The sequence below is a fragment of the Kaistella gelatinilytica genome (assembly GCF_015679325.1).
In the GTDB taxonomy this organism is placed as follows: domain Bacteria; phylum Bacteroidota; class Bacteroidia; order Flavobacteriales; family Weeksellaceae; genus Kaistella; species Kaistella gelatinilytica.
On sequence record NZ_JADPVI010000002.1, the window covers coordinates 358914 to 384861 of the forward strand.

The following is a 25948-nucleotide window of genomic DNA, read 5'->3' on the forward strand; positions in this document are numbered from 1 at the left end:
AGCTTTAGGATTTTTATAATTATTATAAAACTACTCAACAATCACCTTTCTGGCTTTTGGCTTTTCTACAGGTTTAGCTGGAGTTGTTTTTGAAGGCGTAGTATTGGTAGTTGTCGTTTTGACTTCAACTTTTTTGGGAGCTTCCTGCTTTTTGACTTCAGGCTGAACGGTTTCTCTTTTAGGCGGAACCGGAACCGGCGTTTCTACAGATGGTTCCACCCTACTAGGAGCAGGCTCTCTGTAAACGGGCTCTTCATATTTTCTGTATGCTGCAGAAGTATCAATTTTTATCCTGTAAATGGAATTAAGCTGAGAAATTTTCGCTCCCATTTCGGCGGGTGTTTTTTTACTGGCCCAAATATCGATCTGCATTCCCTGATCCCGAACATCGTAGGGAGCCGGATCCTGATAATAAACTATATCAGATTCATCATTCTTTTGGTCATCAAATTCGACCAGACCAACTTCAAATAAATTCTGAGCAATGATCGCTTTGGCTTGCTGAACGGTTAAACCGACCAAACTCGGAACACCGATATTTCGTTTCGGGCCTGAACCAATGACTAAATCGATGGTAGAAAACCTGGACAAAAGAGAACCTGGTTTAATTACAGTACCGTTATACATCATTCTGATCACGGCATCTCTTTGAATACTTGGCTCGAAAATAGTATCGCCCACTTTTAGCCCAACCTGTTCTAACTGACGAAAAGCCAAACCTTTGTACCGATCAAGAATATCTGGTACCGAAACTTGTGCGTATGTTTTTGGATTTACTTTTAAAATAATGGTTCGTCCATCTTTTACACGGGAACCCGGCGAAGGATAGATCTGTAAAACCTGGAATGGTCGATATCTGGGATCATATTTAAAACTGTCAACTTCATATTCCAAACCGGAATCGTCGAGAATTTTTATGGCATCGTGAACCGATTTGTTGATCACATTTGGTACTGCGATCTCTTTGCCGTGATTCGTGTGAATCTCTAACCAACGGAAAGTTAACCAAACCAATCCGGTGAAAACCAGAGCAGCAACCAAGACATTCACCAAGACTTTCCAATGGAAAAGCGATTTAAGCATATTTCTAAATCTTTATTATAAATGCAAATATATAAAATTATCTTTTCTGAAATCATGCTTAAATTTTTCATCTTAAATTTTTAAGGCTAAAAGTTTTGAAATATTTACCTTTGTCTCTTAAAGAAAATCCATGATTCTATCCATGACCGGCTTCGGAAGAAGCGAAGGTGTATTTGAAGGTAAGAAATTGACCATCGATGTAAAATCACTGAACAGCAAATCTTTTGACCTCAATATCAAAATGCCTTTGCGATATAAAGAAAAGGAATTTGAGATCCGAAAAATGCTCAATGACCGAATGCTGCGTGGAAAAGTAGATTGCTATATCAACGTTGAAAGTTTAGATAATTCCAGCGACGTCAACATTAACCAGGATCTGGTCACTTCTTATATGAATGAATTAAAGAAAATTGCTGGCGACGGTCCCGATTTCGAATACTTGAAAATGGCCATCAGAATGCCTGATGTTATTTCTTCGAAAGCGGATGTACTCAATGAAGACGAGTGGATTTTTTTAATTGAAGTTTTGAATGAATCGCTCACAAAATTTGAAAACTTCCGCAAAACGGAAGGCGAAATTCTACAGGATGAACTTGAACGAAACATTAAAAAAATTGAAAGCTATCTCTCTCAGGTAGAACCTTACGAAGAAGTGAGAATGGATAGTGTGAAGGAAAGATACCGCAAATCACTCAACGAATTTGACCAGATCGATGAAACGCGTTTTTATCAGGAAATGGCTTATTACACGGAGAAATTAGATATTGCTGAAGAAAAAGTTCGTTTGACGCAGCATTTAAAATATTACCAGGAAGTCATGATCAGTGAAGATTTTAATGGTAAAAAACTCGGATTTATTTCCCAGGAAATCGGGCGGGAAATCAATACTTTGGGTTCAAAAGCCAATCACGCAGAAATTCAGAAACTCGTTGTCATGATGAAAGATGATCTGGAAAAAATTAAGGAACAAACGTTAAACGTACTTTAAAATTAGGCCAAAAGATAACAGACGGATAGATAATAGACCTTAAAACTGAACCTTCTTCCAGCTTCCATCTTCAAAGATCCCTCACCAACAATAATTTATGCAAAAAGTCATCATTTTCTCAGCACCTTCCGGAAGCGGAAAAACAACTTTGGTCAAACATTGTTTGCAGGAATTTCCGCAACTGCAGTTTTCAATTTCCTGCACCACCAGAAATCCGCGTGGAGAAGAACAGGACGCTATAGATTATCACTTTTTGAATCCCAATGATTTCCGAAAAAAAATCGAAGAAGACGCCTTTGTAGAATTTGAAGAAGTGTACGAAGATAAATTTTACGGTACTTTGAAATCTGAGGTAGAGCGAATATGGAAAGCCGGAAAAGTAGTCATTTTTGATGTGGATGTGAAAGGTGGAATTTCCCTTAAAAAATATTTCGGCGACCAAGCAATGGCTGTTTTCATCATGCCGCCTTCTGTTGCCGAGCTCGAACTTCGTTTAATAGCACGCGGAACAGATGATTTAGAAACCATCAAAACCCGCGTTCAAAAAGCGACCCACGAAATGACTTTTAAAAACCAGTTTGACAAAATTGTCGTCAACCAGGATCTGGATGCTGCGAAGAAAGACATTGAAAATATCATTGAAAATTTTTTATGCTCATGAAAATTGCCATCATCGGTTGCGGCTGGGTCGGAAAAAGATTAGCCAAATATTTAACGGAAAAAAATTACGAAGTTATTGCAACCACCACTTCTGAGGAGAAAGTAGCTTCATTAAAAGACGCAGCTTCGGAGGTTCACGTTCTCGATTTTAATACGACCGAAAATTTCGATTTTTTAAATAACGTTGATGTTGCCATTTTCAGCATGCCGATTTCCCGGGAAAGTTGGTTAGAGGGATTTAAAAAACTGGAAAAGAAATTCCCAAAAACCATTCTTTTCAGTTCCACCGGAATTTATCCAACGGAGAACAGAACTTTTACGGAAAAAGAAACAGAGAATTTACGTCAAGATATTCTAAGAGCAGAAAATTTAGTGAGAGAAAAATATCCGCAAACAACTATCTTACGTTTTGGAGGTTTAATGGGCGATGAGCGCGCCTTATCAAATATGTTCAAAAACAGAAGTCCGGAAAACCCTCAAAAGAAAGCCAATTACATTCATTACGAAGATATTTTAGCAATGGTAGAACTCGTCATTAATTCCGACAAAGAATCTGAAACTTACAATATCGTCGCTCCGGAACATCCATCGATAGCTGAGATTTTACATATTCAAACAGAAGAAAACACAGCTCTTTCAAGCGAAAATAAACAAAGAATTATTTCTTCCGCACATTTCATTCAAGATTTTAATTATACATTTATACATCCGAATCCTAAATATTTTTAAGCAATGAGCACAGAAAATTTAAATAACGCAAAAGCCAATCTTCCGGTAAGAGGATTTTTAAAAATTGATGACCTCATCATTCCTCAGGGAGACGATTTGGTAAAAGCGATTCTGGAGTTAAAAAAGGAAAAAAATGCGGTGATCTTGGCGCATTATTATCAACCTGCCGCAATTCAGGATATTGCGGATTATTTGGGTGATTCTTTACAATTGGCGAGAGCTGCAAAGGATACCGATGCTGATATGATCGCTTTTTGTGGCGTTCATTTTATGGCAGAAGCAGCAAAGATTTTAAATCCGACCAAAAAAGTAGTTCTTCCTGATACTCAAGCGGGTTGTTCGCTAGCAGATGGCTGCAGTGGCGAAGGTTTGCGCGCGATGCGGGAGAAATATCCGAATGCTCTAATCGCAACGTACATCAACTGTAACGCAGAAACAAAAGCCGAATCTGATATTATTGTAACGAGTTCGAACGCTGAAGTCATCATTAAAGCTTTGCCAAAAGACCGACCGATCATTTTCGCGCCCGATAAAAATTTAGGAAAATATTTAGCCAAGAAAACAGGTCGCGACATGATTCTTTGGGATGGAACCTGTATCGTGCACGAAGCTTTTTCAATGGAAAGAATCGCAAAACAACTGGCAGAAAATCCGCACGCAAAGCTCATCGCACATCCGGAAAGCGAATCATCAGTTTTAGATTTGGCTCATTTTGTTGGTTCTACTTCTGCGCTCCTGAATTTTGTGGAAAAAGACGATGCTCAGGAATTTATCGTCGCAACGGAAGAAGGAATTCTCCACGAAATGCAAAAACGCGCACCACACAAAAAATTGATGCCTGCTTTGGTTTTTGATGAATCTTGCAACTGCTCCGAATGTTTCTACATGAAAAGAAATACACTTGAAAAACTGTACTTGTGCATGAAATACGAATTACCGGAAATCACGATGGACGAAGAATTACGATTAAAAGCTTTGAAACCGATTGAAGCAATGCTGGAACTTTCGACGACTGTTAAATAACTTGGTGATTTAATAATGTAGTAATGTGGAAATTAATTCGGAAAAATCCTAGATATCATCCTACACTTTTGAAGAGTTTTCTATTAGAAATATGACATTATTCAATAGGAACGGGCTTTAGCCCGTTTTAATAAAAAAAATCATCTGGCTTTAGCCAAAACTTATAAAATTTTAAATGTCAAAACCTGAAATCCTTGAGAAAAAAACATTTGAAAAAATCCTATTGAAGAAAATCTCTGTTTTTAGTTTAACATTTGTGAGATTATAATGTTTACGGATAATTATCAATAAAAATCCACAGTTATTCCGTTAAAATAAAATGACTAAAATGACATCAAAAATACTCCTCGAAAATCTAAAGATCTACGCTTATCATGGCGTTCTCCCCGAAGAAACAATCATCGGAACGTACTATATTCTCAATGTAGAAGTTCAGGCTAATCTTTGGAAAGCGGTTGGAACTGATGATTTGAACGACACCATCAATTACGCAGAGATCAACGATATCATTCATGAAGAAATGAAAATTCCGTCAAAATTGATGGAACACGTTGCAGGAAGAATTTTAAAAAAGATCTCCTTAAAATTTCCAAAAGTTTCATTTATTAAAATAAAAATCACCAAAACAAATCCACCAATGCCCGGCGAAATGGACGGTGTAAGTGTGGAAATCGAATTTCAATCTTAATTTTTTAACATTAAGTTTTTTAAGAAATTTAGATGTTGTTAATTTCAGTTAGACACATTAGTCACATTAGAATTAGTTCTCCCTTTGAGAATATTTAGAACACAAAGTTGAAAATCTTTGATTTTAGGAACTTATGTGCACTTTTAAAAGTAGATGTTTCCTAAAACTAATGTGACTTATGTGTTTAAAATAATTTTCAATATCTATCAAGAAATTTTAATCCTTCTAATGAAAAAAATCTATTGATTTTTCTTAATGAAAGCAGTAAGAAAGAACATCTTAATTTCTTAATGGTAAAAAAAGAAGAAACTTTAATTTGAAGTTTTATTATTCCCACCATTTGCTAACATTTATTTGATTAAGCTTAACTTTGACTCTTAAACAATAGTTCAAATATTCTATGAAATATATAATCCTCTCCTTACTCTCAGCAGTTTTACTCAGTATTTCCTGGCCCACTTACGGCATTCCCTTCTTTATATTTTTCGCCCTCGTTCCACTTCTCATCATGGAACACGACATTTCAAAATTTTCAAAAATTAAAAACAAAGGCAGAGTCATTTACGGCTTAACTTTTCTCACTTTTCTGATTTGGGATATCGTAACGACTGGTTGGTTGTACGGCGCGAGAAATCCCGATGGATCGCATGCTTTACTGGCGGTCGTATTTCCGGTTTTGTTTAATGCTTTCTTATATTCCTTTATTTTTCAATGTTATCACTGGTATAAAAATGCGCAGGGAACGTATTTCGGACTCGTATTTTTCGTCGCCATCTGGATGGTTTTTGAGAAACTTCTCATGTCTTGGGAATTTACCTGGCCCTGGTTGAATTTAGGAAACGCTTTTGCAGATTATCCGAAAGTCATTCAGTGGTACGACACTTTAGGCTCAACTGGTGGAAGTTTCTGGATCCTACTTATTAATGTTTATATTTTTTATACGTTAAGAATTTGGGAAGCCGGTCGAAAACGTAAATCGCTCATTATTAATTCTTCCTTGTTAGCAATATTGATTTTTGTGCCGATGCTGATCTCTTTAATGAAATACAATAATTTCGATGAAAAACCGATCGGTTCTGTCAACGTTTTAATGCTTCAACCGGATTTAGATCCCTACAACGAAAAATATTCAAAAGACAGTTTGACCATTTTAAATGATTTATTGACTTTAGCTGAACAAAATTCAAAAGGACAGATTGATTATTATATTGGTCCGGAAACTTCTCTTCCAGGTTACGGTTCTATTTCGGAAAGCGGTTTTGAGCAGAATATACTTTTAAATAAAATCAAAGAATTTTTAGAAAGACATCCGAAATCTGTTTTTACAACAGGAATTTCCTCGCATCGTTTTTATCCGATTGAAAGTGAGAAGTCAAAAACGGCGTATCAAACTTCCCAGGGAATTTTTGTGGACAGTTATAATTCGGCGGTTCAAATTATTCCGAATCAAAAAGTAGAAGTGTATCACAAAGGGAAATTAGTTCCGGGCGTAGAAATCTTTCCTTACATCAATGTTCTTCGACCAATTCTCGGAAATGCCATGATCAATTTGGGTGGAACAACCGCTTCACTTGCAGCGGATCCGGAAAGAAAAGTCTTCACAAACCCTTTTAATAAAGGAAAAGTTGCCCCGATCATTTGCTATGAAAGTATTTACGGCGAATATGTAACCGAATATGTGAAAAAAGGCGCCAATTTCTTAGCAATTATGACGAACGATTCCTGGTGGGGCGAAACGCAGGGACACCAACAATTGATGGCGTATGCAAGACTGCGCGCGATTGAAACCCACCGCGAAATTGCAAGAGCAGCAAACAGTGGAATTTCTGCGCATATTGATGCGAAAGGCGATGTGGTTGCAGATACTTTCTATGGTGACAAAACAACTCTTTTTGCAAAGGTCAACCTCTATGATAAAATTACTTTTTACTCCAAAGCAGGAGATTTATTAAGCAGATTTTCAATTTTTGTATTTGGATTTCTAATTTTTTACAATTGGATCAAGAAATTTCAAAACAGAAAAAAAGCAACGAAATAATTAGTCAAATTTCAACGCTCATTAAAAATAAAAAAATCCCGATTCAAATAATGAATCGGGATTTTCTTTTATATTGGAAGCCAATTTTCATTGGGCTCTTTTTCCTTTTTCCTTGACTCTTTTTACAACTCCACCATTTCCGTCACCTCAACATCATAACCACCAACAAGCGGTTTCTGCGCGGTGTTTTGAGTGATCACTCTAAATTTATTGATGCCTAAGTTTTTCAAGATCTGTGTTCCAATTCCATAATCATGAAAGTTAGAAGCCAAAGTTGGACGTTTTTCCTGACCATCCTGAAAATCTAAAAACTGCTGCAATTTGCGCATCGTATTTTCAGAGTTTGAAACGTTATTAATAAAAATAATCGCGCCTTTTCCTTCTTCGTTGATCATAGAAGTTACTTTTTCAAGCAAAGGTTTTTCACCGGCAGTTAATCTGCTCAAAACATCGAAATAAGAATTTGAAGCCTGAACTCTCACCAAAATCGGCTCGTTTTCCGCCCATTTTCCTTTCGTTAAAGCAAAATGAATTTGATCAGTACTTGTTTCTTTAAAAGCGAAAAAGTCGAATTCACCGTAATGGGTTTTCACTTTTCTTTCTTCCAAACGTTCGATCAAATCTCCCTTTCTTAATTGATATTGAATTAAATCTTCAATAGAAACAATTTTCAGATCATGCTTTTTTGCCAGTTCCACCAATTCCGGAAGTCTCGACATCGAACCGTCATCATTCATAATTTCACAGATCACACCACCTTCTTTCAAGCCGGCTAATTTGGTCAGATCGATTGCTGCTTCGGTATGTCCGGCTCTTTTTAACACACCGCCTTTTTTCGCACGCAAAGGAAAAATATGTCCGGGACGCATAAAATCGGCAGGTTTTGTTTTTTCATCCATCAAAGCTAAAATAGTCTGACTTCTGTCGCTCGCAGAAATCCCCGTAGAAACTCCGGCTCCCAACAAATCTACAGAAACCGTAAAAGCAGTTTCTTTCGGATCGCTGCTTCGCGTAACCATAATATCAAGTCCTAACTCATCGCAACGTTTTTCCGGTAGCGGCGTACAAATTAATCCACGACCATGGATCGTCATAAAATTGATGATTTCCGGCGTCGTTAATTCGGCCGCAGAAAGAAAATCTCCCTCATTTTCCCGGTTTTCATCATCAACTACGATGATTATTTTTCCGTTTTTTAGATCCTCAATCGCTTCAGGAATCGTATTAAGTTGAATATCTGACATTTTACTTTTAGATTTTTGCAAAGATACTGAGTTTTAATGCAACCGACAATTCTATTTTGGGCGTCTCTTTCCGTCTTCCACTCCCGCTTTTTTTGGTTTTCTGCCTTGGCTTCGTCCTTTTCAAAGAAATCCAAAAAAGAGCTCCGTTCAAGCCGGGACGCAAGATTATTTATTTAAATAACATTTTGATTTTCAGCCACCAAATTTAGTTCATCGACCGCATTACGAAAAATTTCATAAGATTTCAATTTTTTTGCCTGATCGTAAATATGAGCAGTGATCATAAATTCATCAACATTAAAATAGTCCTGAAATTCCTGCAGTTTTCTTTTAATGGTTGTTCGACCACCGATAAAACTATAGCGCAACATCTTTAAAACGTGGGCTTTCTCCATGGGATTCCAAACTGCTTCAATATCATCAACCGGCGGCGAAAAAGGTTTTCTGTCGTCCCGTATAATATTAATAAAAGCTTGGTACAGCGTGTTGGATAATTTTTTAGCTTCTTCATCCGTTTCGGCCGCAATACCATTAACACAGGCAATAATATAAGGTTTCGGAAACTTTTCACTCGGTTCATAATTGCTGCGGTAAATTTCAAAAGCGGTTGCCATCATATCCGGCGCAAAATGTCCGGCAAAAGCATAAGGCAATCCCATTTTCGCAGCGAGCCACGCGCTGTCAGTACTCGATCCTAAAATATAAATCGGAATATCACAACCTTCACCCGGAATTGCACGAACTGCACTTCGAGCATTTTCTACGGAAAAATATCTTTGCAATTCCTGAATTTGGTGTGGGAAATGTTGGTTGATATTCATGGGATTTCTTCCCAAAGCTTTTGCCGTGATTCCATCTGTGCCGGGCGCTCTTCCAACTCCAAGATCAATTCTCCCCGGAAATAAACTTTCCAAAGTACCGAACTGTTCCGCAATAACCAGCGAACTGTGATTCGGCAACATAATTCCGCCCGATCCCACACGGATTTTTTCGGTTCCATTCGCGATATATCCGATCAGAACTGAAGTTGCAGAGCTTGCAATACTTGCCATATTGTGATGTTCAGCAAGCCAGAATCTTTTATAATTCAACCTTTCCGCATTTCGGGCTAATTCTAAACTGTCTTTAAAAGTATCATTAATTGTTTTGTTTTGTTTGACGGGTGCTAAATCAAGCACAGAAATTTCAAAATTTTTCATTGGTATAAGATATGAAAATCGTTATTTAATAATGCAAAATTACGCCTTTAAGAAAGATCCGAAAATTTTACAGCTCCTTAAAAAAACATGATGCAAATTATTGATATCTATTATCCAAATTTTATGCAAATTTGTGTTTCAATGAAAAATATGATTATGCGAAATTTTTTAGTATTCATTTTCCTTCTTTCAATTTCGAAACTTTTTGCTCAGCAAACTGCGACCATGACTTCTGAAGCGGACTATAATTTCCCCAAAATTAAATCTTCCATTTCGATGCCCGTAAAAATTCCTCTGGCGGAAATTGGAAATATCATCAACGCCTCCGTGGGAAATTTAATTTTTGAAGATAATTCTTTCACCGATAACGACAACGATCAATTCAAAGTAAAAGTCTGGAAAACCCGACCTATTCGACTTGTTGGCGGAACAAAACAAAATCTTCTCATCGAAGTTCCTTTAAAGATCTGGGCAGAAAAAGGGATCGGAACCTTTGGGTTTTACACCTATCAAAATACAACGTTTGAAACGGTGATGTATTTTAATTCGCAACTGACTTTCAATAACAACTGGACGATGGTCACAAAAACGACTCCAATGGGTTTTAAATGGGTGACAAAACCGGTTTTAGATTTTGGGCAGATAAAAGTTCCTATTACTTCTCTCGTAGAGTCGAGTTTGCAGAAACAGCAAAACGATTTCTGTAAAACGATTGATGACATGATGCTTACGCAACTGAACTTTCAAAAATATGCGATCATGGCGTGGAATCAATTTTCGCAACCGTTCAACATTTCCGAAGAATACGACACCTGGTTGAAAATTACGCCGATAAGCATTAACATCACTCCTTTGATTTTTTACGGCAATCAAATTGAAGCACAAATTGGCATCGATACCTTTTCTGAAACTTTTTCGGGAGAAAAACCGGCCGCTTCAACTTTAATTAAAACGATCGCAAATTTTAATTCACTACAGAATTTACCGCCTAAATTTCTTTTACAAACTACCGCCAATATTCCTTTCACCGAAGCTACAGCTATTGCAGAGAAGACGTTTTTGGGCAAAGAATTTGATTTCCGCGAAGGAAAGTCGAAAATTAAAATTACAGGCATCAAGGTTTACGGCGAGAATGAAAAAATTATGATCGAAGCAAAAACTGAAGGCACAGTTGAGGGAATTTCATACATCTCAGGAATTCCTGTTTATGATGCAGTTAAACGAAAAATTGTTTTGAGCGACACCCATTTCAAATTGAAAACCAAGAATATTCTGTATAAAACGGCGACACTTTTGTTTCAGAGAAAAATTGTAAAAATGATCGAGGATGAATACGGAATTCCCACTGCGGAATTGGAAGATTCTTCAAAGAAAAGCATTGAAGAAACCTTTAATAAAGAATATTACAAAGGATTGAAAATGCAGGGAAAAGTTTTTAAACTTACACCTTCAAAGATCCTCCTTAATCCATCAGGAATTACAGCCGTTATTGATACAGAAGCGCAATTAAAACTTTTTGTGCAAGGTATTTAGTCGTAAAAAAAAATCAATCAAATAAATAATATGGCAAGAACTCTACAGGTTATAGAACGCAATAAGGCGGAAAAAATTTATCGTTTCATTAATTATCTCGTTGACTTTGCATTTTCTCTGCTCATCATGTGGTTTTTATTAGGTGTTTTTGCAGTGCTTAAATATTATATATTGGGAGTTGCAATAGAAAAGACCGCTGATGAATTAGAAAACATGGATCCATTAATAGATCGAATCTTTACTCTTTTAGCCTACGCTTTTATAATGTTTTTAAAAGAATTTGCAACGAAGGGTAGAAGTTTAGGAAAATTGATCACCGGAACCAAAGTGGTAAAAACTGATGGGAGCGAACTTACAATGCTGGACTTCCTAAAGAGAAATTTCATAAGAGCAGTACCTTTCGACCAATTGTCTTTCTTAGGTAGCACAGGATGGCACGACAACTTGGCTGATACCGCTGTTGTACGAAAGAGAAGTTTTGAAAACGCAAAAAGCCTCGAAAGTGAACTGGAATTGATCGGTGTAAAAGAAAATCTTTAAATAAATTTTTCTCCAAAAATTAAAATCCCTATATTTGCAAACCCAAATGGTTCTTTGGCCGAGTGGTTAGGCAGTGGTCTGCAACACCATCTACAGCGGTTCGAATCCGCTAGGAACCTCAAGCAAGCAAGTGTCTAAAGTACAGACACTTGCTTCTTTTTTTAAAACATTTTAAGTTTTTTAACGTTTCCTTAACAGTACATTGGTTTCGTATTTGGCATGTTGCACTTAATATTGTTAATCTATAATATTTTAAAATTTAAAATTATGAAATCATCCAATCAATTAAAACCGATACAGAACAAGACAAGAATTATCAAAGGTTTCTTGTTTTCAGGTGCAATGTCGATGTTGTTATTGACTGCATGTACAAAAGATAATTCAGTTGCTGAAAAATCTTTAGATCAGCAAAAAATAGAATTTCAATCCAGACAATTAGAGATTGAAAAACAAAAATTAGCAATCGAGAAAGAGCAAATGGCTTACGAGACTCAGAAAAAAGCGGATAGCGTTGCTAAAGTTTCAGAAGAAAAAGAAAAAGCAAGAATCGCTTCAAAACCTAAGGTGATCAGAGAAACGAGAACGGTTTATGTAAACAATACTCCGCGAAATAATTCAAACTCCGGTTCAAACAATGGTAACTCTGGAGGAACATCGCAAGGAACGACTCAGCAGAACAGAGGGATGAGTAAAGCTGCAAAAGGAACCATCATCGGAACGGTGGGTGGAGCTGCTGCAGGAGCGATTATCAGTAAAAATAACCGTGGTCTAGGTGCGGTAATCGGTGGTGTCGTAGGTGGCGCAACAGGTTATACCATCGGTAGAGCTGGCGATCGAAAAGACGGTCGTGTGAAACCAAGAAATTAATTATTCTCAAATAATATAAAAAAAAGATTGCTTATTTTTAAGCAATCTTTTTTTATGGTCTCTATCTTCTTTATGATCGTTATTTTAATTCCTGTCTTTAGCGGGTTTGGTCAGTTTTTCAATAAAATAGCTGGAAATTTATCAGAAGGAATTGCGATTAATTTGATGATGGGCATTTTTTCAGTGTCAATGATCTGTTCATTTCTGGCTTTTTTCATTCCGCTCAATATATTTGTAGAAAGCGTTTCCATTATTTTAGGATTGTTTTTCTTTTTTTATTTTAGGATCTACAAACGGTTCTGGAATTTTATCGGCAAAAACAAATTGCTTTTCCTTCCTCTCGTTTTCATCATTATCTTTTTCGGTTCCTTCTACCCTTTTATTTTAGATCACTTTGGATACTACGTTCCGACGGTGAAGTGGATTTCTCAAATAGGTTTGGTGCAGGGAATTTCAAATCTCGATCTCTTATTGGGTCAAATGTCGGTTTGGCATATTTTACAGGCGGGTTTTTCCAATTTTGCTGATCCTTTTTTAAGAATTAATGTAATGGTTTTGATCGTGTATTTAATTTACACGTTCGAAAAAAAATCATGGATCCATCTCTTTTTTCTGCCCATTTTATTTTTGCTCACCCAATCGCCAAGTCCCGATCTACCGGTGATCGCATTCTCTCTCATTATCCTCAATGAAATAATTAATTCCAACAAAAATTGCGCATTGCTTTTTGCACTTTCTATGTTCGTTTTTGCGATAAAACCGACTATGATTTGGTTGCCAATCTTCGCTTTCTTCTACAGTTTGCTCATTTTAAAGAGCAATTTAAAATTTACTGTTTTGGGAATTTTTGTATTGATCTTATTTATTTTCAAAAATAGCTGGACTTTCGGATTTCCTGTTTTTCCCGTACAATTTTTAGATTTAGGATTATCCTGGAAACCAAATCCTCAATTGTTGCAGAATTCCTCAGAAACAGCAATCATGAAAACGTACGACATGCAATATCAATATGCTGATATTCATAAATTTTCAGGTTTTGAATATATTAAAAACTGGCTTTTTCTCAATGGGATCAAAGGTAAAATTCATTTGCTCTTCATCATGAGTCTCCTGATTTTCTTCGTCTATTCTTTAAAGAAAAAATCGAAAGTTATTTGGATCCTTTTTATTTCAATTTTCATCAAATCAGTTTTAGTCCTGCTATTTTCCGCGCAATACCGTTTTTTTCTGGATGTATTTTTTGTGATCACCTTTATTTTGTTGAATGAATTTTTTACAAAGAAAATTTCGTTAGTGATCTTTTCAACGCTTTCTGTGTTTTTCGCTGGTTTTTTATCATTTCCGTCTGTAGTAACCGAATTGTTACCCAGTTTTAAACTTGGAGGTTTTATGACAGGTTTTAATGTAAATCAGTTTTACAAACCTGCTCACTTTGAATTAAATAAATACAAGACCCATCAGATCGGTAATTTAAAATTTAATGTCGTAAAGAATTACCCCTTTAGTTTTGATACGCCACTTCCCGCAATTTCCCCTCAATTCATCCAGGAAGATTTAGATGCCGGAATTTTTCCTCAATTGAAAGGAAAAACATTAAAAGAAGGTTTTATCTGGCGAAAAATTTCACAGGAAGAAAAGTTAAAAATTAAAAATGTTTTAGAAGAATACTCTAAACAATCTCTAAAATAGCTGATTAAAAAGAAGCTAGATCCTCTAAAAAAATCTCTATTAAAAAAAAAGAATTACAACTTGACAATCAGAAACTCGTAACTCAAAACTCATCACAAATAAGTAACTTTGTAATATGTTTAATTTAGGAAATTTTCTCTCTCTTTCTACTTTTGGCGAAAGCCACGGAATCGCATACGGTGGAATTATTACCAACTTTCCGGCAGGTCTGCATGTCGATTTAGATAGAGTTCAACATCAGCTCGACCGCAGAAAACCGGGGCAATCTGCAATCGTTACCCAAAGAAAAGAAAGCGACACCGTAAAGTTTCTTTCTGGGATTTTTGAAGGACAAACGACCGGAACTCCCATTGGTTTCCTCATCGAAAATGAAAATCAAAAATCCAAAGATTACGATCATATCGCACAACAATACCGACCGAGTCACGCCGATTTCACCTACGATCAAAAATTTAGGATCCGGGATTATCGCGGTGGCGGAAAATCTTCTGCACGGGAAACGGTAAATTGGGTCGTGGCAGGAAGTTTAGCGAAACAACTTCTCCCGGAAAATGTAGAGATCAACGCCTATGTTTCATCCGTCGGCGATATTTTCTGCGAAAAACCGTATCAGGATTTAGACTTTTCGAAGATAGATTCTAATGATGTTCGATGTCCGGATGCTGAAACTGCGGAGAAAATGATCTCAAAAATCAAAGAAATTAAGAAAGAAGGAAATACAATCGGTGGAACAATAACGTGTGTCATCAAAAATCTACCTATAGGAATCGGAGAACCGGTTTTCGGAAAACTACAGGCAGAATTAGGAAAAGCCATGCTCAACATTAATGCCTGCAAAGGTTTTGAATATGGAAGTGGATTTTGCGGGGCAAAAATGACAGGCAACGAGCACAACGATCTGTTTAATGAGGATTTTACGACTAAAACCAATCTCTCAGGCGGAATACAAGGTGGAATTTCTAATGGAATGGATATTTATTTTCGCGTCGCCTTTAAACCGGTTGCAACAATTTTGCGTCCGCAGGAAAGTTTCGATAAAGAAGGAAATCCCATCACCGTTGAAGGAAAAGGACGACATGATGCCTGCGTTTTACCAAGAGCTGTTCCTATTGTTGAAAATTTAGCAGCTTTCGTACTCGCAGATCTATTTTTAATTAATCAGCTCAGAAAATTCTGAATGTGATCAAAGTCACTTTGAATCTAAAGGTTTTTACCGAAATTTGAATAAAATTTAAAAGAATGAACAACTACTGGCAAAAAGCCCTCACTTTCGAGGAATATTTAAAAATTTCAGAAGAACGCTACCGCAATAACCCCGATAAAAATGATGAATATCAGGATTATTATGAACTCGGACTTCACCGCATGGAACGAACACTAAAAACGTACAAAGTTGACGCTGATCAACTTTCAAAAATAAAAGAAAAAAACTTCGACGGAAAAATTTTAATCATTTCTGAACCTTGGTGTGGCGATGCAAGTGCGACGGTTCCTGCAGTTTCCAAATTTTTTGAAGCAGCCGGAAATGAAGTCAAAATATTTTTGAGAGATTCTGACCCTTCTTTAATCGATCAGTATTTAACCAACGGAACGCAATCCATTCCGAGAGTTCTTATTCTGAATAAAGATCTTTCTGTAAAAAATGTTTGGGGACCAAGACCGAAATATGGAAATGACTTGCTGAAAAAATTCAAAGAAAACGAGACAACCTATCCGAGAGAAGAATTTTACAATGACTTGCAGGTCTATTATGCGAAAAACCGAGGCAAAGATGCCATCGAAGAAATTATAAATTTAATCTAAATGAATTTTCTTAAAAAAAACATTTTCAACATGATCGTCATCGCATTTATTGCGGTACTTTTTATTTTCCCTGAAGTAAAACTCAAATTAAAAGATCTATTTTTTCCTGTAGCAGCCATTGAAAATACGATCACCCTCCAGGATTCAGATATGGATATTCAGCTGAAAGGAATTAATACGCCCGACATTAATCTGAAAACTTTGCGCGGAAATAAACTCATTTTTCTGAATTTCTGGGGAACTTGGTGTCCTCCGTGCCGCGAAGAATGGCCGACAATTCAGAAATTATATGACGTTAAAAAAGATAAAATAGATTTTGTACTCATCGCAATGCAGGATGAAGAGGACAAAGTTCGGAAGTTTATGAAAGACAATAAATACACCGTTCCGGTTTATATTGCACAAAGTCCGATCTCCAGTAACGTTCTTCCGAAAGTATTTCCGACCACGTTTTTACTATACAAAAATGGCAGAATTTTACTGAAAGAAGATGCTTCGAAAGACTGGAACAGCAAATCAGTTCACGAATTCATCGATAATTTCACCAAGTAATTTAACTACATTTAAGAAATCGTGGTATAGAATTTGCGAATTGTATGATCTAAACATTACACAAAAATGAAAGTATCAAAAATAGCATTAGCGAAAGAAGCATTCAAACACAAAGGATTTATCAGGAAGATTCCCGTGATCATCCGAATGGTTAAATCTACCATGGCAAAAGGCGGTTACAAACCCGAATTCAAAAACGTGATTTTACCCGCACTGGTGCTGGTTTATCTAATTTCACCCTTAGACATCATTCCAGACTGGATCCCCGTTATTGGCGTTTTAGACGATCTTGCGCTGCTCGCATTGGCAATGCCGATGTTGATCGCAGAGGCAGAAAAATTCATAGAATGGGAAGTCTCCATGAAATCAACTGATCTGCGAGTAACAGAAGCTGAAATTGTAGGATAAACTTTATAACTTATAAGACCATTCAAGAAATTGAGTGGTTTTTTTTAGGAGCAATATTAGAAGTTTTTTCTTCGATGATCACAACCCGCTTTCCATTGCAATCTTTTACTCCACTTCGTTCCGTATAAGGATTTTCATTGCAATCGGGGCTGGAATTTCAGGTATTTTGTAAGTCAAATTGCATTTTTGATCTGGATTATTTCCGAAATATTATGCAGAAAATTTCACTGCAATCAACCTTGTCAAGGTTCCAAACCTTGACAAGGTTCCCAAAAAACCTTTAACGAAAACTTGAAAGCGACAATCATTACCTTTTGCGGAGAAAATCTTAATCCTATTAATTTCCTCAAAATCACTAGTATTACAGCCATTTTCAAATACAATTCCAAAAACAATTTTCCGAAAAAGATCCATCACTAGGAACGGGCTTTAGCCCGTTTAAAAAAGAAAAATTCAAATCCGGCTTTAGCCAAAAATTACCTTTCCAACAATTATTAAAAAAATTCAAACATCTAAAATTCCACATAAAAACTCCGAATTAAATCACTTCCCGTTAATTCAAAAAAAATGAGGAAATTTGCGCTGTGAAAAAACTCATCTCCATCATCGGAACCACCGGAATCGGTAAAACAAAACTCGCCATCCAAATCGCGAAACATTTCGAGACTGAAATTATTTCCTGTGATTCCCGACAGTTTTTCAAAGAAATGAAAATCGGTACTGCCACTCCTTCTTCTGAAGAACTCGCTGCCGTTCCACATCATTTTATTGGTCAGCTTTCCGTAGAAAATTATTACTCCATCGGTCAGTTCGAGAGAGAAGCCATCCAAAAAATTGAGGAACTTTTCCAGACTCACGATATTGCGGTTATGGTCGGTGGAAGCATGATGTACGAAAAAGCAGTTCTTGAAGGACTCAATGATTTACCCGAAGCCGACGAAAAAAATCAAAAAGAATTAGAAAGAATTTTCGAAGAAGAAGGAATAGAAAATCTACAGAAAATCCTACAGAATTTAGATCCTAAATATTTTGAACTCGTTGATAAAGACAATCCACGACGGCTTTTTCGTGCGATCGACGTCATCTGGCAAACTGGCAAAACCTATACTGAAAACATTAAAGATCAGGTAAAAAAACGTGATTTTGATGTCATCAGAATCGGTATTCAGGCGCCGCGGGAAATTATTTACGACAGGATCAATCAGCGAGTAGATTTGATGCTGGAAAATGGTTTGCTTCAGGAAGCGGAATCTTTAATTCCCTTTAAAAATAATCTGGCTTTACAGACAGTGGGTTATTCAGAACTTTTCAAATATTTTGAGCAGGAATGGACGTTGGATTTTGCCATCGAGGAAATCAAAAAAAACTCCCGCAGATTTGCAAAACGACAATTAACCTGGTACCGGAAAGAAGAAAATATCAATTGGGTAAATTTTGAAAATTCATTGGAAGAATCATTAGCACTTTTAAATACGAAAATTTGATTTTTTTCAGTGAATTAGTTTATCATTATATTTGCATCAATAATTATTAAATCGTCACCTCATCAAATAAACTCCTTAAAAATTATGGCAAATACTCCTTCAAATATGCTCGAGCTTGGAACAAAAGCACCTTTTTTTGAACTACCAAATCCTTCACAAAGCAATGAAATGCAATCTCTGGAAGATTTAAAAGGCGAAAAAGGAACGCTTGTTATTTTCATGTGCAATCATTGTCCATTTGTACTTCATATCATCGATAAACTGGCAGAATTGTACGAAGATTATCAGAACAGCGGTATCGAATTTATCGCCATCAATGCAAATGATGCCGAAAAATATCCCGCAGATTCGCCAGCAAAAATGGCTGAATTTCAGGTAGAAAAAAAATTCGATTTCCCTTATTTATACGATGAAAGTCAGGCGATCGCAAAATCTTATAATGCTGCATGCACGCCAGATTTCTTCTTCTTTGATGAAAAATTAGATTTAATTTATCGTGGACAAATGGATGATTCCAGACCGGGAAATACAAAAGAAATTACGGGAGAAGATCTGATCATCGCTTTCGAAAATTTACTGGCAGGTGAACCGCAGGAAGAAATGCAGTTACCAAGTATGGGTTGTAATATTAAGTGGAAAGCTTAAATAAGAGCAAAGTAACAAGTAAAAAGAGCCAGGTTAATTCCTGGCTCTTTTTTTCTTTAAAAAAAAGGATTATATTTTTTTTCGAAGCCGATCGTCGTGGGATTTCCGTGACCGTTGTACACTTTGGTTTCATCATGTAAAACAAATAGTTTTTCTCTGATACTTTTTAGAAGTTCTTCAGAGTTGCCTTTGTACAAATCGGTTCTGCCGATGCTTCCTTCAAATAAAACGTCGCCGGAGATCATCAATTTTTGAGGTTCATTGTGAAAAGCAATATGTCCCGGCGAATGTCCCGGAACGTGCAGGATTTTAAACTCATCTTCATCTAAAATAATGACTTCATTTTCCTTTATATAAGAAATGTTACCCTCAAAAGGTTTAAAGAAAAAACCGAATCTATTCGCATCCATCGGATTTCTGTCGAGTATTTCTTTTTCGAGTTCATGCATTAAAACCGGAACTTTGTATTTGTCAAAGGCTTTTTGTAAACCTAAAACATGATCGATGTGAGCATGCGTTAAAAGAATATTCTGCACCTTCAGATCATTATCTAAAATGAATTTTTCTAAAATTTCTGTTTCTTCATCACTAAAATTTCCCGGATCAATAATAAATGCATTTTTACGCTCATTAAAAACGATATAAGTATTTTCAGAAAAAGGGTTGAAAGGGAAGGATTTGATTTGGAGCATTTTCTAATTTTTCACAAATTTAGAATCTAATTTTTAATTAAAAAATATAAAGGAAACAATAATGATCATCATTTTAAGTTAGGAAGACTAAATTGGTATTTTCAAATCAATAGAACAAGCAACATCAAAATTCATTATCTTCGTCTCAATGAAAAACTTACAATTTTTACTCCTGTTTTTTACCGCTGTTTTATTCGGCCAGGATATTCGGAGCATTCAGCTTTTTAATCCAAAAACGAACGATGAAACTGCGGTGATCGGATTCAATGAGCAACTTATTCTAAAATTTGATGACCTTTCTAACTCGAGTACGGTTTATCGATATACCTTGAAACATTTTGACCGGAACTGGCAAGATGATGGTTTGTTTTTTACAGAATTCGCGAACGGAAGTTTGAATGCGCTCATTGACCAGTATCAATATTCTTTCAATACTTTACAAGCTTACACCAATTACACTTTGACTTTTCCAAACAGTAAAATTCAGCCCAAGATTTCGGGTAATTTTGAAATTGTCGTTTATCTGGATTCTCCGAGTTCACCTCTTTTTACGAAAAGATTTTGTGTGGTTGAAGATGGGGCAAATGTGGCTTTAAATATTAGCAGAACTTCCAGCGCTAAAAATCCGAATATCAATCAGAGAGTTGAAGTGCAGGTCGTGGGAAATAATTCTTCGTTGATCCAGAATGCAAATTCAGCCAGTTTGAATGTGGTCCAAAATAACAACTGGAATGTTGCAGTTAACAACCAAAAACCCAGTTCAACGCTGGGAAATAAATTGCTTTTTCAGCAGCTGAATCTATCTTTTCCGGGAAATAATGAGTTTTATTATTTCGATAATAAAAATATGAATCAACCATTCGATATGGTTGCACAAGCCGAAACTTCGGAAGGGGTGAATTACACGTACCTGTATCCGGTTTGGGCTTTTCCGTTAAATTATCAATTTCAGCCCGATGTGAATGGAGCCTATTATTTCCGACGAAATGATTTGGGAATCGAGCGTATTGCCGATAAAGAAGGTGATTATTCCTGGGTCTATTTCTCTTTAGAATCTGAAAAAACCAGTCAGGAAATTTATGTTTTGGGCGGTTTTAATGATTTTATTCCAAGCAAAGAAAACCAGATGACTTATGATGAAAAATCAAAAAGATTTATCGCAAAAATTTATTTGAAACAGGGATTCTACAATTATATTCTGGCCACAAAAAACACCGATGGAACTTTAAATTTTGGAGAAATCAACGGAAGTTTTTGGCAGACAGAAAATTTATACCAGGCTTTTTTATATTACCAACCATTCGGTAGAAATTACGACGGCTTAATTGGTTACGGAGAATTTCGAACTCCGGTCCGGTAAGTTATTTTATTTTTTCTGTGGAAATAATTATTTTGAATCCATCTGGATCTTCAAAACAATAACCCTTATTATTCCAGTAAGGATTTTTTGTTTTTAGTATGGGAACTTTAAAAATGCTCAAATTCTTCAGAATTTCGTCAACTGATGTTTGAGTTTTCGGATAAAAAACTAAGGCGTCATCTTCATCAAACGTGGACATAGGTTGTTCATTATTTTGCGTGAATTCCAAGTGCCAGTTTTCTCCTTCAATTCCCAGAAAAACGCCGTCATAACCATCATGATCATTAAATCGGCCGCGAATCTGAAAGCTTAGAACAGAGGTGTAAAACTTGATTATACTTTCAATTTTCTGCGTGTGTCTCGCATACCGGAATTCCATCTTCTGAATTTTTCTAAACCAGATAAAACTCGTGCAACTTCTCTTCACAGAGAGTTTTAACCACTTCAATCCAGCGGTCTTCATCATTCAAACAAGGAATATAATGAAAGTTTTCTCCGCCGCCATGTTCAAACTGCTCTTTACCTTCCACAGAGATCTCCTCCAAAGTTTCCAGGCAGTCAGAAACAAAAGCCGGACAAACAATTGCAAGATTTTTAATTCCTTTTTTTCCTAAACCTTCTAAAGTCTCATCGGTGTAAGGCTCCATCCATTTGTCACTTCCTAACCTGGATTGGAATGTAACCATGACTTTTTCTTTCGGTAAACCCAATTTTGCGATGACCTTCTCCGTCACTTTGAAACATTGATGACGGTAGCAAAACTGATGACTTGGATTTTCATCTCTCGAACAGCAATCGTTTAGATTACAGGTATTTGTAGGATCAGTTTTGTAGATATGTCTTTCCGGAACACCGTGATAAGAGAATTGTAAGGCATCAAAATTCTCCGGTAATTTCTCCCGAATACTTTCTGCTAAACAATCAATATAAATTTCACGATTATAAAAGGGCTGAATATAATTGACTTTAATATCAGGAAAATGTTTTTTACGAACTTCGTCGGCTTTTTCAATCACCGTTTCCGTAGTGCTCATAGCATATTGCGGATAAAGTGGGAACAAAACAATTTCGGTAACACCTTGCTCCGTCAATTTTCGCATGCCTGTTTCAATGCTTGGTTCCGCATAACGCATCCCAATTTCTACGGGAACATCAACTATTTTCTGCAACTTTTTCTTAATTCTTTCCGTAATGAAAATTAAAGGCGAACCTTCATCCGTCCAAACAGTTTCGTAAGCCGCAGCTGATTTTTTCGGACGAGTATTCAAAATAATTCCACGCACCAGTAAAGCCCGGAAAAACCATCGAAAATCGATAACTTTTTCATCCATTAAAAACTCATCCAGATATTCTTTTACATCTGCTACTTTCGTCGATCTTGGTGAACCGAGGTTCACTAATAAAATTCCTTTCTTTGCCATTTATTATTTCTTTGGACGCCTTTTTCCGCCTTCCACTCCCGCTTTTTTACAAATACCGCTTCGAATTATTTATAAAAAGAGCTCCGTTCAAGTCGGGGCGCAACAATTATATTTTTAAAAAACTATTTCACAAAATGAAGATGATCATCCATCTTTAAACTCCCATCATTAACCATTCACCGCTTCTACTTTCTCTACCAATTCAGGAACAAACTGTTTCAAAAGATTTTCTATTCCACCTTTTAGAGTTGCCGTCGAACTTGGACAACCTGAACAAGCTCCCTGCAATAACATTTTTGCGGTCTTTGTTTCCGGAACATATTCCATTAATGAAATTTTTCCACCATCAGCTTCTACAGCCGGTGCAACATATTCGGTTAAGATATCAGAAATCTTTTGTTCGGTTTCCGTATATTCTCTGTTGATTAAATTTTCAACGGGACTATCATGCTTTTGTGGACTTGCGTTAGAAATTTTACCCCCATTTTGTAAATATTCAGTGATAAAAGTTCGCACAGCAACCATTACTTCATGCCATTCTACGGAGACATTTTTGGTAACTGCCACAAAATTATCGGAGATAAAAACCTCTTTTGTAAACTCAAACTGATCAAAAATTGCTTTTGCCAACGGAACTTCTGCTGCATCTTCTATATTTTTGACTTCCACAAAACCATCCAGCAAAACTCTGGTCGAAACAAATTTCATCACCATCGGATTTGGAGTCATTTCTGCAAAGATCTGCTCAACTTCTGCTTTCTTCTGAAGATAAACTCTTGGATTTGCCTCTAATTCCTCTTCGATGATTCCTTTTAAAGGCTCAACTACATTTTCCCAATCGACACCATCTTGTTTTGCAACAGCAATAAAGTTAGCGGTGATAAAAATTCTTTCAACAAAAGGATAAACGAAAAGTTTCTTCGCCAACGGAATTTCTGAAATATCAGAATTTCGGTCTATTTCCAAAGAACCCGGCATCAAGTTGTAATCTGCGACAAACTTCATCACTTTTGGGTTTTCTGTAGGCTCTATAATAATTGGTCTCATTTTATTTCCTTAAATTTGAGTACAAAAATACGGATAAGAATTTAGATTTTATTGGTCATGTTTTAGACCTTATCAATGAGTGATATCAGGAGAAATCTGATGATAGATAATGATTTTTTCTAAAGACGGTACTTAACATTACGAAACACTAAACTTTAATCCTTTTAATCAAATTAAAAAAATAGTATGGCATTAATAAAAGAACTTTTAGGCAAAACACCTCAAATCGGCGCGGATACTTTTTTAGCAGAAACGGCAACAATTATTGGAGATGTGAAGATGGGAAAAGAATGCAGCATTTGGTATAATGCGGTAATTCGGGGAGACGTGAATTATATTACAATGGGCGACAAGGTAAATGTGCAGGACAATGCGATGTTACACTGCACTTTTGAAAAATTTCCGCTTATTATTGGTGATAATGTTTCCATCGGTCACAACGCAATTGTTCACGGTTGCAAGATCCACGACAATGTTTTGATCGGAATGGGCGCAATTGTGATGGATGATTGCCTCGTAGAAAGCAACTCGATCGTTGGTGCGGGATCAGTTGTTATTCAGGGAACTCACGTAAAATCTGGAGAAGTTTGGGCCGGAACACCTGCTCACAAAATCAAAGATATTTCCGAGGAATTACTGGAAGGTGAAGTGAATCGCATTGCCAATAATTATGTGAAATATTCGGGTTGGTACAAAGAAGGTGGACAGTAGATCGTGAAATTATTTGGTGAAATAGAAGCTTTGACAGGGTTTTATAAAGCAAATTATTATGCTTTTTATTGCACTTGAGCGACTGAAGAATTGCCGTTCACCAAAACCGCTTTTCCATCCTGACATTTTATTTCCGTAGGTTCAGCGACAATTGAACAGTCAGACATTAATTTGTACTTTTTGTTAAAGGCTGATTGCATCTCCGTAAATTTTTGAACTTTGGGTAAAATCTCTGCTTCAATTTTCTTCGGATAAGCAATATAAGAACTCGGTCCACCACATGGTTTTGCGCCAATTGCAGTGTAAGCGAAATTGGCTGAACCGTCGCAAGTTTCTCTTTGAGCCATCGAATCAATTTCTTTGATGAGCACACTTAACTGTTGCTGATCCGCTTGTTGATTCAAATTGTTTTCAGGTTTTAAAGCGATATCTTTCGGAAGATTATCGGTAATTTCTGCCGTAGTTTTTGATTTGCAGGCGAACAAAGATAAAGAGGCGATTGCAAGAATTAGGACCGTTCTCATTTTGAATTATTTTTAAACTTGCGTGCAAAAATAAGACCTTTTAGAAAAATTGTCAACAAATAAAATCAGATCATCTGTAAAAGTTTAATTCTTACAAAGCATCTCCATTTTTAAGAAACTTTATAAAAAATGTGGATTCTGGTTTTATTCAGGGATTACAATGATCGCAATACATCGGATCTTCCACCATGATGTCGTGTGGAAATTTGTTTTCATCGGAGAAGTCGCAGTGTTTGCAAACGGAAATATAACTTAAGACAGAGCGTGTTGGACGGTGACATGAACTACAGGGCAAACCTTTTTTGGAAGAAGTTATTCCAAATCCTGGCATCTTGCATTCTGGACATAAAGAATTGATTTTTTCCACTAATTTTTTCGCCGCATTTTCGATGACTTTCATCCGGGAAGGATTGTACATTGCTCTCATATCCGTTTCCGCATACACTTCATGAAATTCTGCTGATAATTTATTGAAGGTATCTTTGAGTGTAGAAATATCATTGATTCCTTTAAAAATAGAGTCATTTTCATCGGGCGATTTCCGAAGAATCATTGCGTGAGAAGGAAAATGAACCGAGTTTGCAAATTGCAAAAGTTCATCAACATTTTTAATTGATTTACCACTGAAGTTCGTTTCGGTACTTAATTCCCGAACGATAATTTCCAGATTATTTTTTTTATCAATAAAAATGAGAAATTCCTCATCGGCACTGCTAAAAAAAACCATTGGATGCGGACCAAACGAACCTTCGCTCGCGATTCCCAGTTCACAATGATTGAGCTCCATGGCTTTCAAACATTTCTCTCTTACTGTTGAAATGACGTCGTGCTTTCTTTCAATTTCTCCCGTAAAAGTTCCCAAAAGGTCAGTATCAAAATTTTCATCAACAAAACAGATAGCTCCTAGATATTTTTCCACGATCGGTGCAATCACAGATTCTTTACCATGTTTCGTCGCAATAATTAATCTTCTATCTTTAAAGGAGATTTGTTTAGTATCAGCACTCATCTTAAAATTAA

At 36.3% G+C, this 25948-nt stretch carries 27 protein-coding genes and 1 tRNA gene; 19 read left to right on the forward strand and 9 right to left on the reverse strand.

All coding sequences use genetic code 11. The features are described 5' to 3' along the window. Nucleotides 1-30: 30 nt before the first annotated feature. Nucleotides 31-1083, reverse strand: coding sequence for a PASTA domain-containing protein (locus tag IV494_RS08820; protein ID WP_196079793.1), 1053 nt, complete (start codon nt 1081-1083; stop codon nt 31-33). Nucleotides 1084-1213: 130 nt separating this feature from the next. On the opposite strand from IV494_RS08820, the gene IV494_RS08825 reads away from it, so the two are divergent. The 6 genes from IV494_RS08825 to lnt all read left to right on the forward strand — a co-directional run bounded on the left by IV494_RS08825 (nt 1214) and on the right by lnt (nt 7209). Beyond that, nucleotides 1214-2071 (forward strand): YicC family protein, encoded by an 858-nt coding sequence (locus IV494_RS08825; RefSeq protein WP_196079794.1) that lies wholly within the window; start codon nt 1214-1216, stop codon nt 2069-2071. 97 nt (nt 2072-2168) lie between these two features. After that, nucleotides 2169-2732, forward strand: a complete 564-nt coding sequence (gene gmk, locus IV494_RS08830; protein ID WP_196079795.1) for a guanylate kinase — start codon at nt 2169-2171, stop codon at nt 2730-2732. Next, entirely contained in the window at nt 2729-3460 is a 732-nt protein-coding gene (locus tag IV494_RS08835; protein ID WP_196079796.1) for an NAD(P)-binding domain-containing protein, read from the forward strand. Before gmk ends, IV494_RS08835 begins: the two co-directional genes overlap by 4 nt. Nucleotides 3461-3463: 3 nt before the next feature. Next, on the forward strand, nt 3464-4483 hold the full coding sequence (nadA, locus tag IV494_RS08840; protein ID WP_196079797.1) for a quinolinate synthase NadA: 1020 nt from the start codon (nt 3464-3466) through the stop codon (nt 4481-4483). Nucleotides 4484-4811: 328 nt separating this feature from the next. Next, entirely contained in the window at nt 4812-5171 is a 360-nt protein-coding gene (folB, locus tag IV494_RS08845) for a dihydroneopterin aldolase (RefSeq protein ID WP_196079798.1), read from the forward strand. Nucleotides 5172-5571: 400 nt separating this feature from the next. Then, a complete protein-coding gene (gene lnt / locus IV494_RS08850; protein WP_196079799.1) occupies nt 5572-7209 on the forward strand; it encodes an apolipoprotein N-acyltransferase in 1638 nt (545 codons plus the stop codon). A 122-nt stretch (nt 7210-7331) separates the two neighbouring features. Here the strand turns inward: lnt and ribB are convergent, their stop codons facing one another. Both ribB and IV494_RS08860 read right to left on the reverse strand, forming a co-directional pair. Further along, the gene (gene ribB, locus IV494_RS08855; protein ID WP_196079800.1) at nt 7332-8453 is read right to left on the reverse strand and encodes a 3,4-dihydroxy-2-butanone-4-phosphate synthase; all 1122 of its coding nucleotides are present in this window, start codon (nt 8451-8453) and stop codon (nt 7332-7334) included. Nucleotides 8454-8626: 173 nt separating this feature from the next. Then, nucleotides 8627-9652, reverse strand: coding sequence for an LLM class flavin-dependent oxidoreductase (locus tag IV494_RS08860; protein WP_196079801.1), 1026 nt, complete (start codon nt 9650-9652; stop codon nt 8627-8629). 156 nt (nt 9653-9808) lie between these two features. Here IV494_RS08860 and IV494_RS08865 point away from each other — a divergent pair, with 156 nt between their 5' ends. The 11 genes from IV494_RS08865 (at nt 9809) to IV494_RS08915 (ending at nt 19173) form a co-directional block, all read left to right on the forward strand. Then, nucleotides 9809-11185, forward strand: a complete 1377-nt coding sequence (locus IV494_RS08865; protein WP_196079802.1) for a DUF4403 family protein — start codon at nt 9809-9811, stop codon at nt 11183-11185. A 30-nt stretch (nt 11186-11215) separates the two neighbouring features. After that, complete coding sequence (locus tag IV494_RS08870; RefSeq protein ID WP_196079803.1) at nt 11216-11725, forward strand: RDD family protein; 510 nt, start codon at nt 11216-11218, stop codon at nt 11723-11725. Nucleotides 11726-11773: 48 nt separating this feature from the next. Then, nucleotides 11774-11844: transfer RNA gene (locus tag IV494_RS08875), tRNA-Cys, on the forward strand. 148 nt (nt 11845-11992) lie between these two features. Beyond that, the gene (locus IV494_RS08880) at nt 11993-12592 is read left to right on the forward strand and encodes a YMGG-like glycine zipper-containing protein (protein ID WP_230380043.1); all 600 of its coding nucleotides are present in this window, start codon (nt 11993-11995) and stop codon (nt 12590-12592) included. A gap of 72 nt (nt 12593-12664) precedes the next feature. Next, nucleotides 12665-14281 carry an LIC_10190 family membrane protein gene (locus IV494_RS08885; protein WP_230380045.1) on the forward strand — a complete coding sequence of 539 codons (1617 nt, stop codon included), beginning with the start codon at nt 12665-12667 and terminating at the stop codon, nt 14279-14281. A gap of 115 nt (nt 14282-14396) precedes the next feature. Continuing rightward, entirely contained in the window at nt 14397-15458 is a 1062-nt protein-coding gene (gene aroC / locus IV494_RS08890) for a chorismate synthase (RefSeq protein ID WP_196079805.1), read from the forward strand. A gap of 62 nt (nt 15459-15520) precedes the next feature. Then, the gene (locus IV494_RS08895) at nt 15521-16084 is read left to right on the forward strand and encodes a thioredoxin family protein (protein ID WP_196079806.1); all 564 of its coding nucleotides are present in this window, start codon (nt 15521-15523) and stop codon (nt 16082-16084) included. Then, nucleotides 16085-16636 carry a TlpA family protein disulfide reductase gene (locus IV494_RS08900; protein WP_196079807.1) on the forward strand — a complete coding sequence of 184 codons (552 nt, stop codon included), beginning with the start codon at nt 16085-16087 and terminating at the stop codon, nt 16634-16636. Nucleotides 16637-16702: 66 nt separating this feature from the next. Further along, complete coding sequence (locus IV494_RS08905) at nt 16703-17044, forward strand: YkvA family protein (protein WP_039353006.1); 342 nt, start codon at nt 16703-16705, stop codon at nt 17042-17044. Nucleotides 17045-17628: 584 nt separating this feature from the next. Beyond that, complete coding sequence (gene miaA / locus IV494_RS08910) at nt 17629-18528, forward strand: tRNA (adenosine(37)-N6)-dimethylallyltransferase MiaA (protein WP_196079808.1); 900 nt, start codon at nt 17629-17631, stop codon at nt 18526-18528. An 84-nt stretch (nt 18529-18612) separates the two neighbouring features. Further along, nucleotides 18613-19173: a thioredoxin family protein gene (locus IV494_RS08915; RefSeq protein WP_196079809.1), complete on the forward strand. Its 561-nt coding sequence runs from the start codon at nt 18613-18615 to the stop codon at nt 19171-19173. Between the two features lie 56 nt (nt 19174-19229). Here the strand turns inward: IV494_RS08915 and IV494_RS08920 are convergent, their stop codons facing one another. Further along, complete coding sequence (locus IV494_RS08920; protein ID WP_196079810.1) at nt 19230-19865, reverse strand: MBL fold metallo-hydrolase; 636 nt, start codon at nt 19863-19865, stop codon at nt 19230-19232. A gap of 148 nt (nt 19866-20013) precedes the next feature. Here IV494_RS08920 and IV494_RS08925 point away from each other — a divergent pair, with 148 nt between their 5' ends. Beyond that, the gene (locus IV494_RS08925; RefSeq protein ID WP_196079811.1) at nt 20014-21225 is read left to right on the forward strand and encodes a type IX secretion system plug protein; all 1212 of its coding nucleotides are present in this window, start codon (nt 20014-20016) and stop codon (nt 21223-21225) included. Nucleotide 21226: 1 nt separating this feature from the next. Here IV494_RS08925 and IV494_RS08930 read toward each other — a convergent pair whose 3' ends face one another. From IV494_RS08930 to IV494_RS08940, 3 genes are all read right to left on the reverse strand, one after another. After that, the gene (locus IV494_RS08930) at nt 21227-21604 is read right to left on the reverse strand and encodes a VOC family protein (protein ID WP_196079812.1); all 378 of its coding nucleotides are present in this window, start codon (nt 21602-21604) and stop codon (nt 21227-21229) included. 13 nt (nt 21605-21617) lie between these two features. Continuing rightward, nucleotides 21618-22646, reverse strand: coding sequence for a ferrochelatase (gene hemH, locus IV494_RS08935; protein ID WP_196079813.1), 1029 nt, complete (start codon nt 22644-22646; stop codon nt 21618-21620). A 168-nt stretch (nt 22647-22814) separates the two neighbouring features. Further along, nucleotides 22815-23693 (reverse strand): NifU family protein, encoded by an 879-nt coding sequence (locus tag IV494_RS08940; RefSeq protein ID WP_196079814.1) that lies wholly within the window; start codon nt 23691-23693, stop codon nt 22815-22817. Nucleotides 23694-23879: 186 nt separating this feature from the next. Here IV494_RS08940 and IV494_RS08945 point away from each other — a divergent pair, with 186 nt between their 5' ends. After that, a complete protein-coding gene (locus IV494_RS08945; RefSeq protein WP_196079815.1) occupies nt 23880-24404 on the forward strand; it encodes a gamma carbonic anhydrase family protein in 525 nt (174 codons plus the stop codon). Between the two features lie 65 nt (nt 24405-24469). Here IV494_RS08945 and IV494_RS08950 read toward each other — a convergent pair whose 3' ends face one another. Further along, nucleotides 24470-24928 (reverse strand): hypothetical protein, encoded by a 459-nt coding sequence (locus IV494_RS08950; protein WP_196079816.1) that lies wholly within the window; start codon nt 24926-24928, stop codon nt 24470-24472. Nucleotides 24929-25076: 148 nt separating this feature from the next. Beyond that, nucleotides 25077-25937 carry a DUF6671 family protein gene (locus tag IV494_RS08955; protein ID WP_196079817.1) on the reverse strand — a complete coding sequence of 287 codons (861 nt, stop codon included), beginning with the start codon at nt 25935-25937 and terminating at the stop codon, nt 25077-25079. Nucleotides 25938-25948 lie beyond the last annotated feature (11 nt).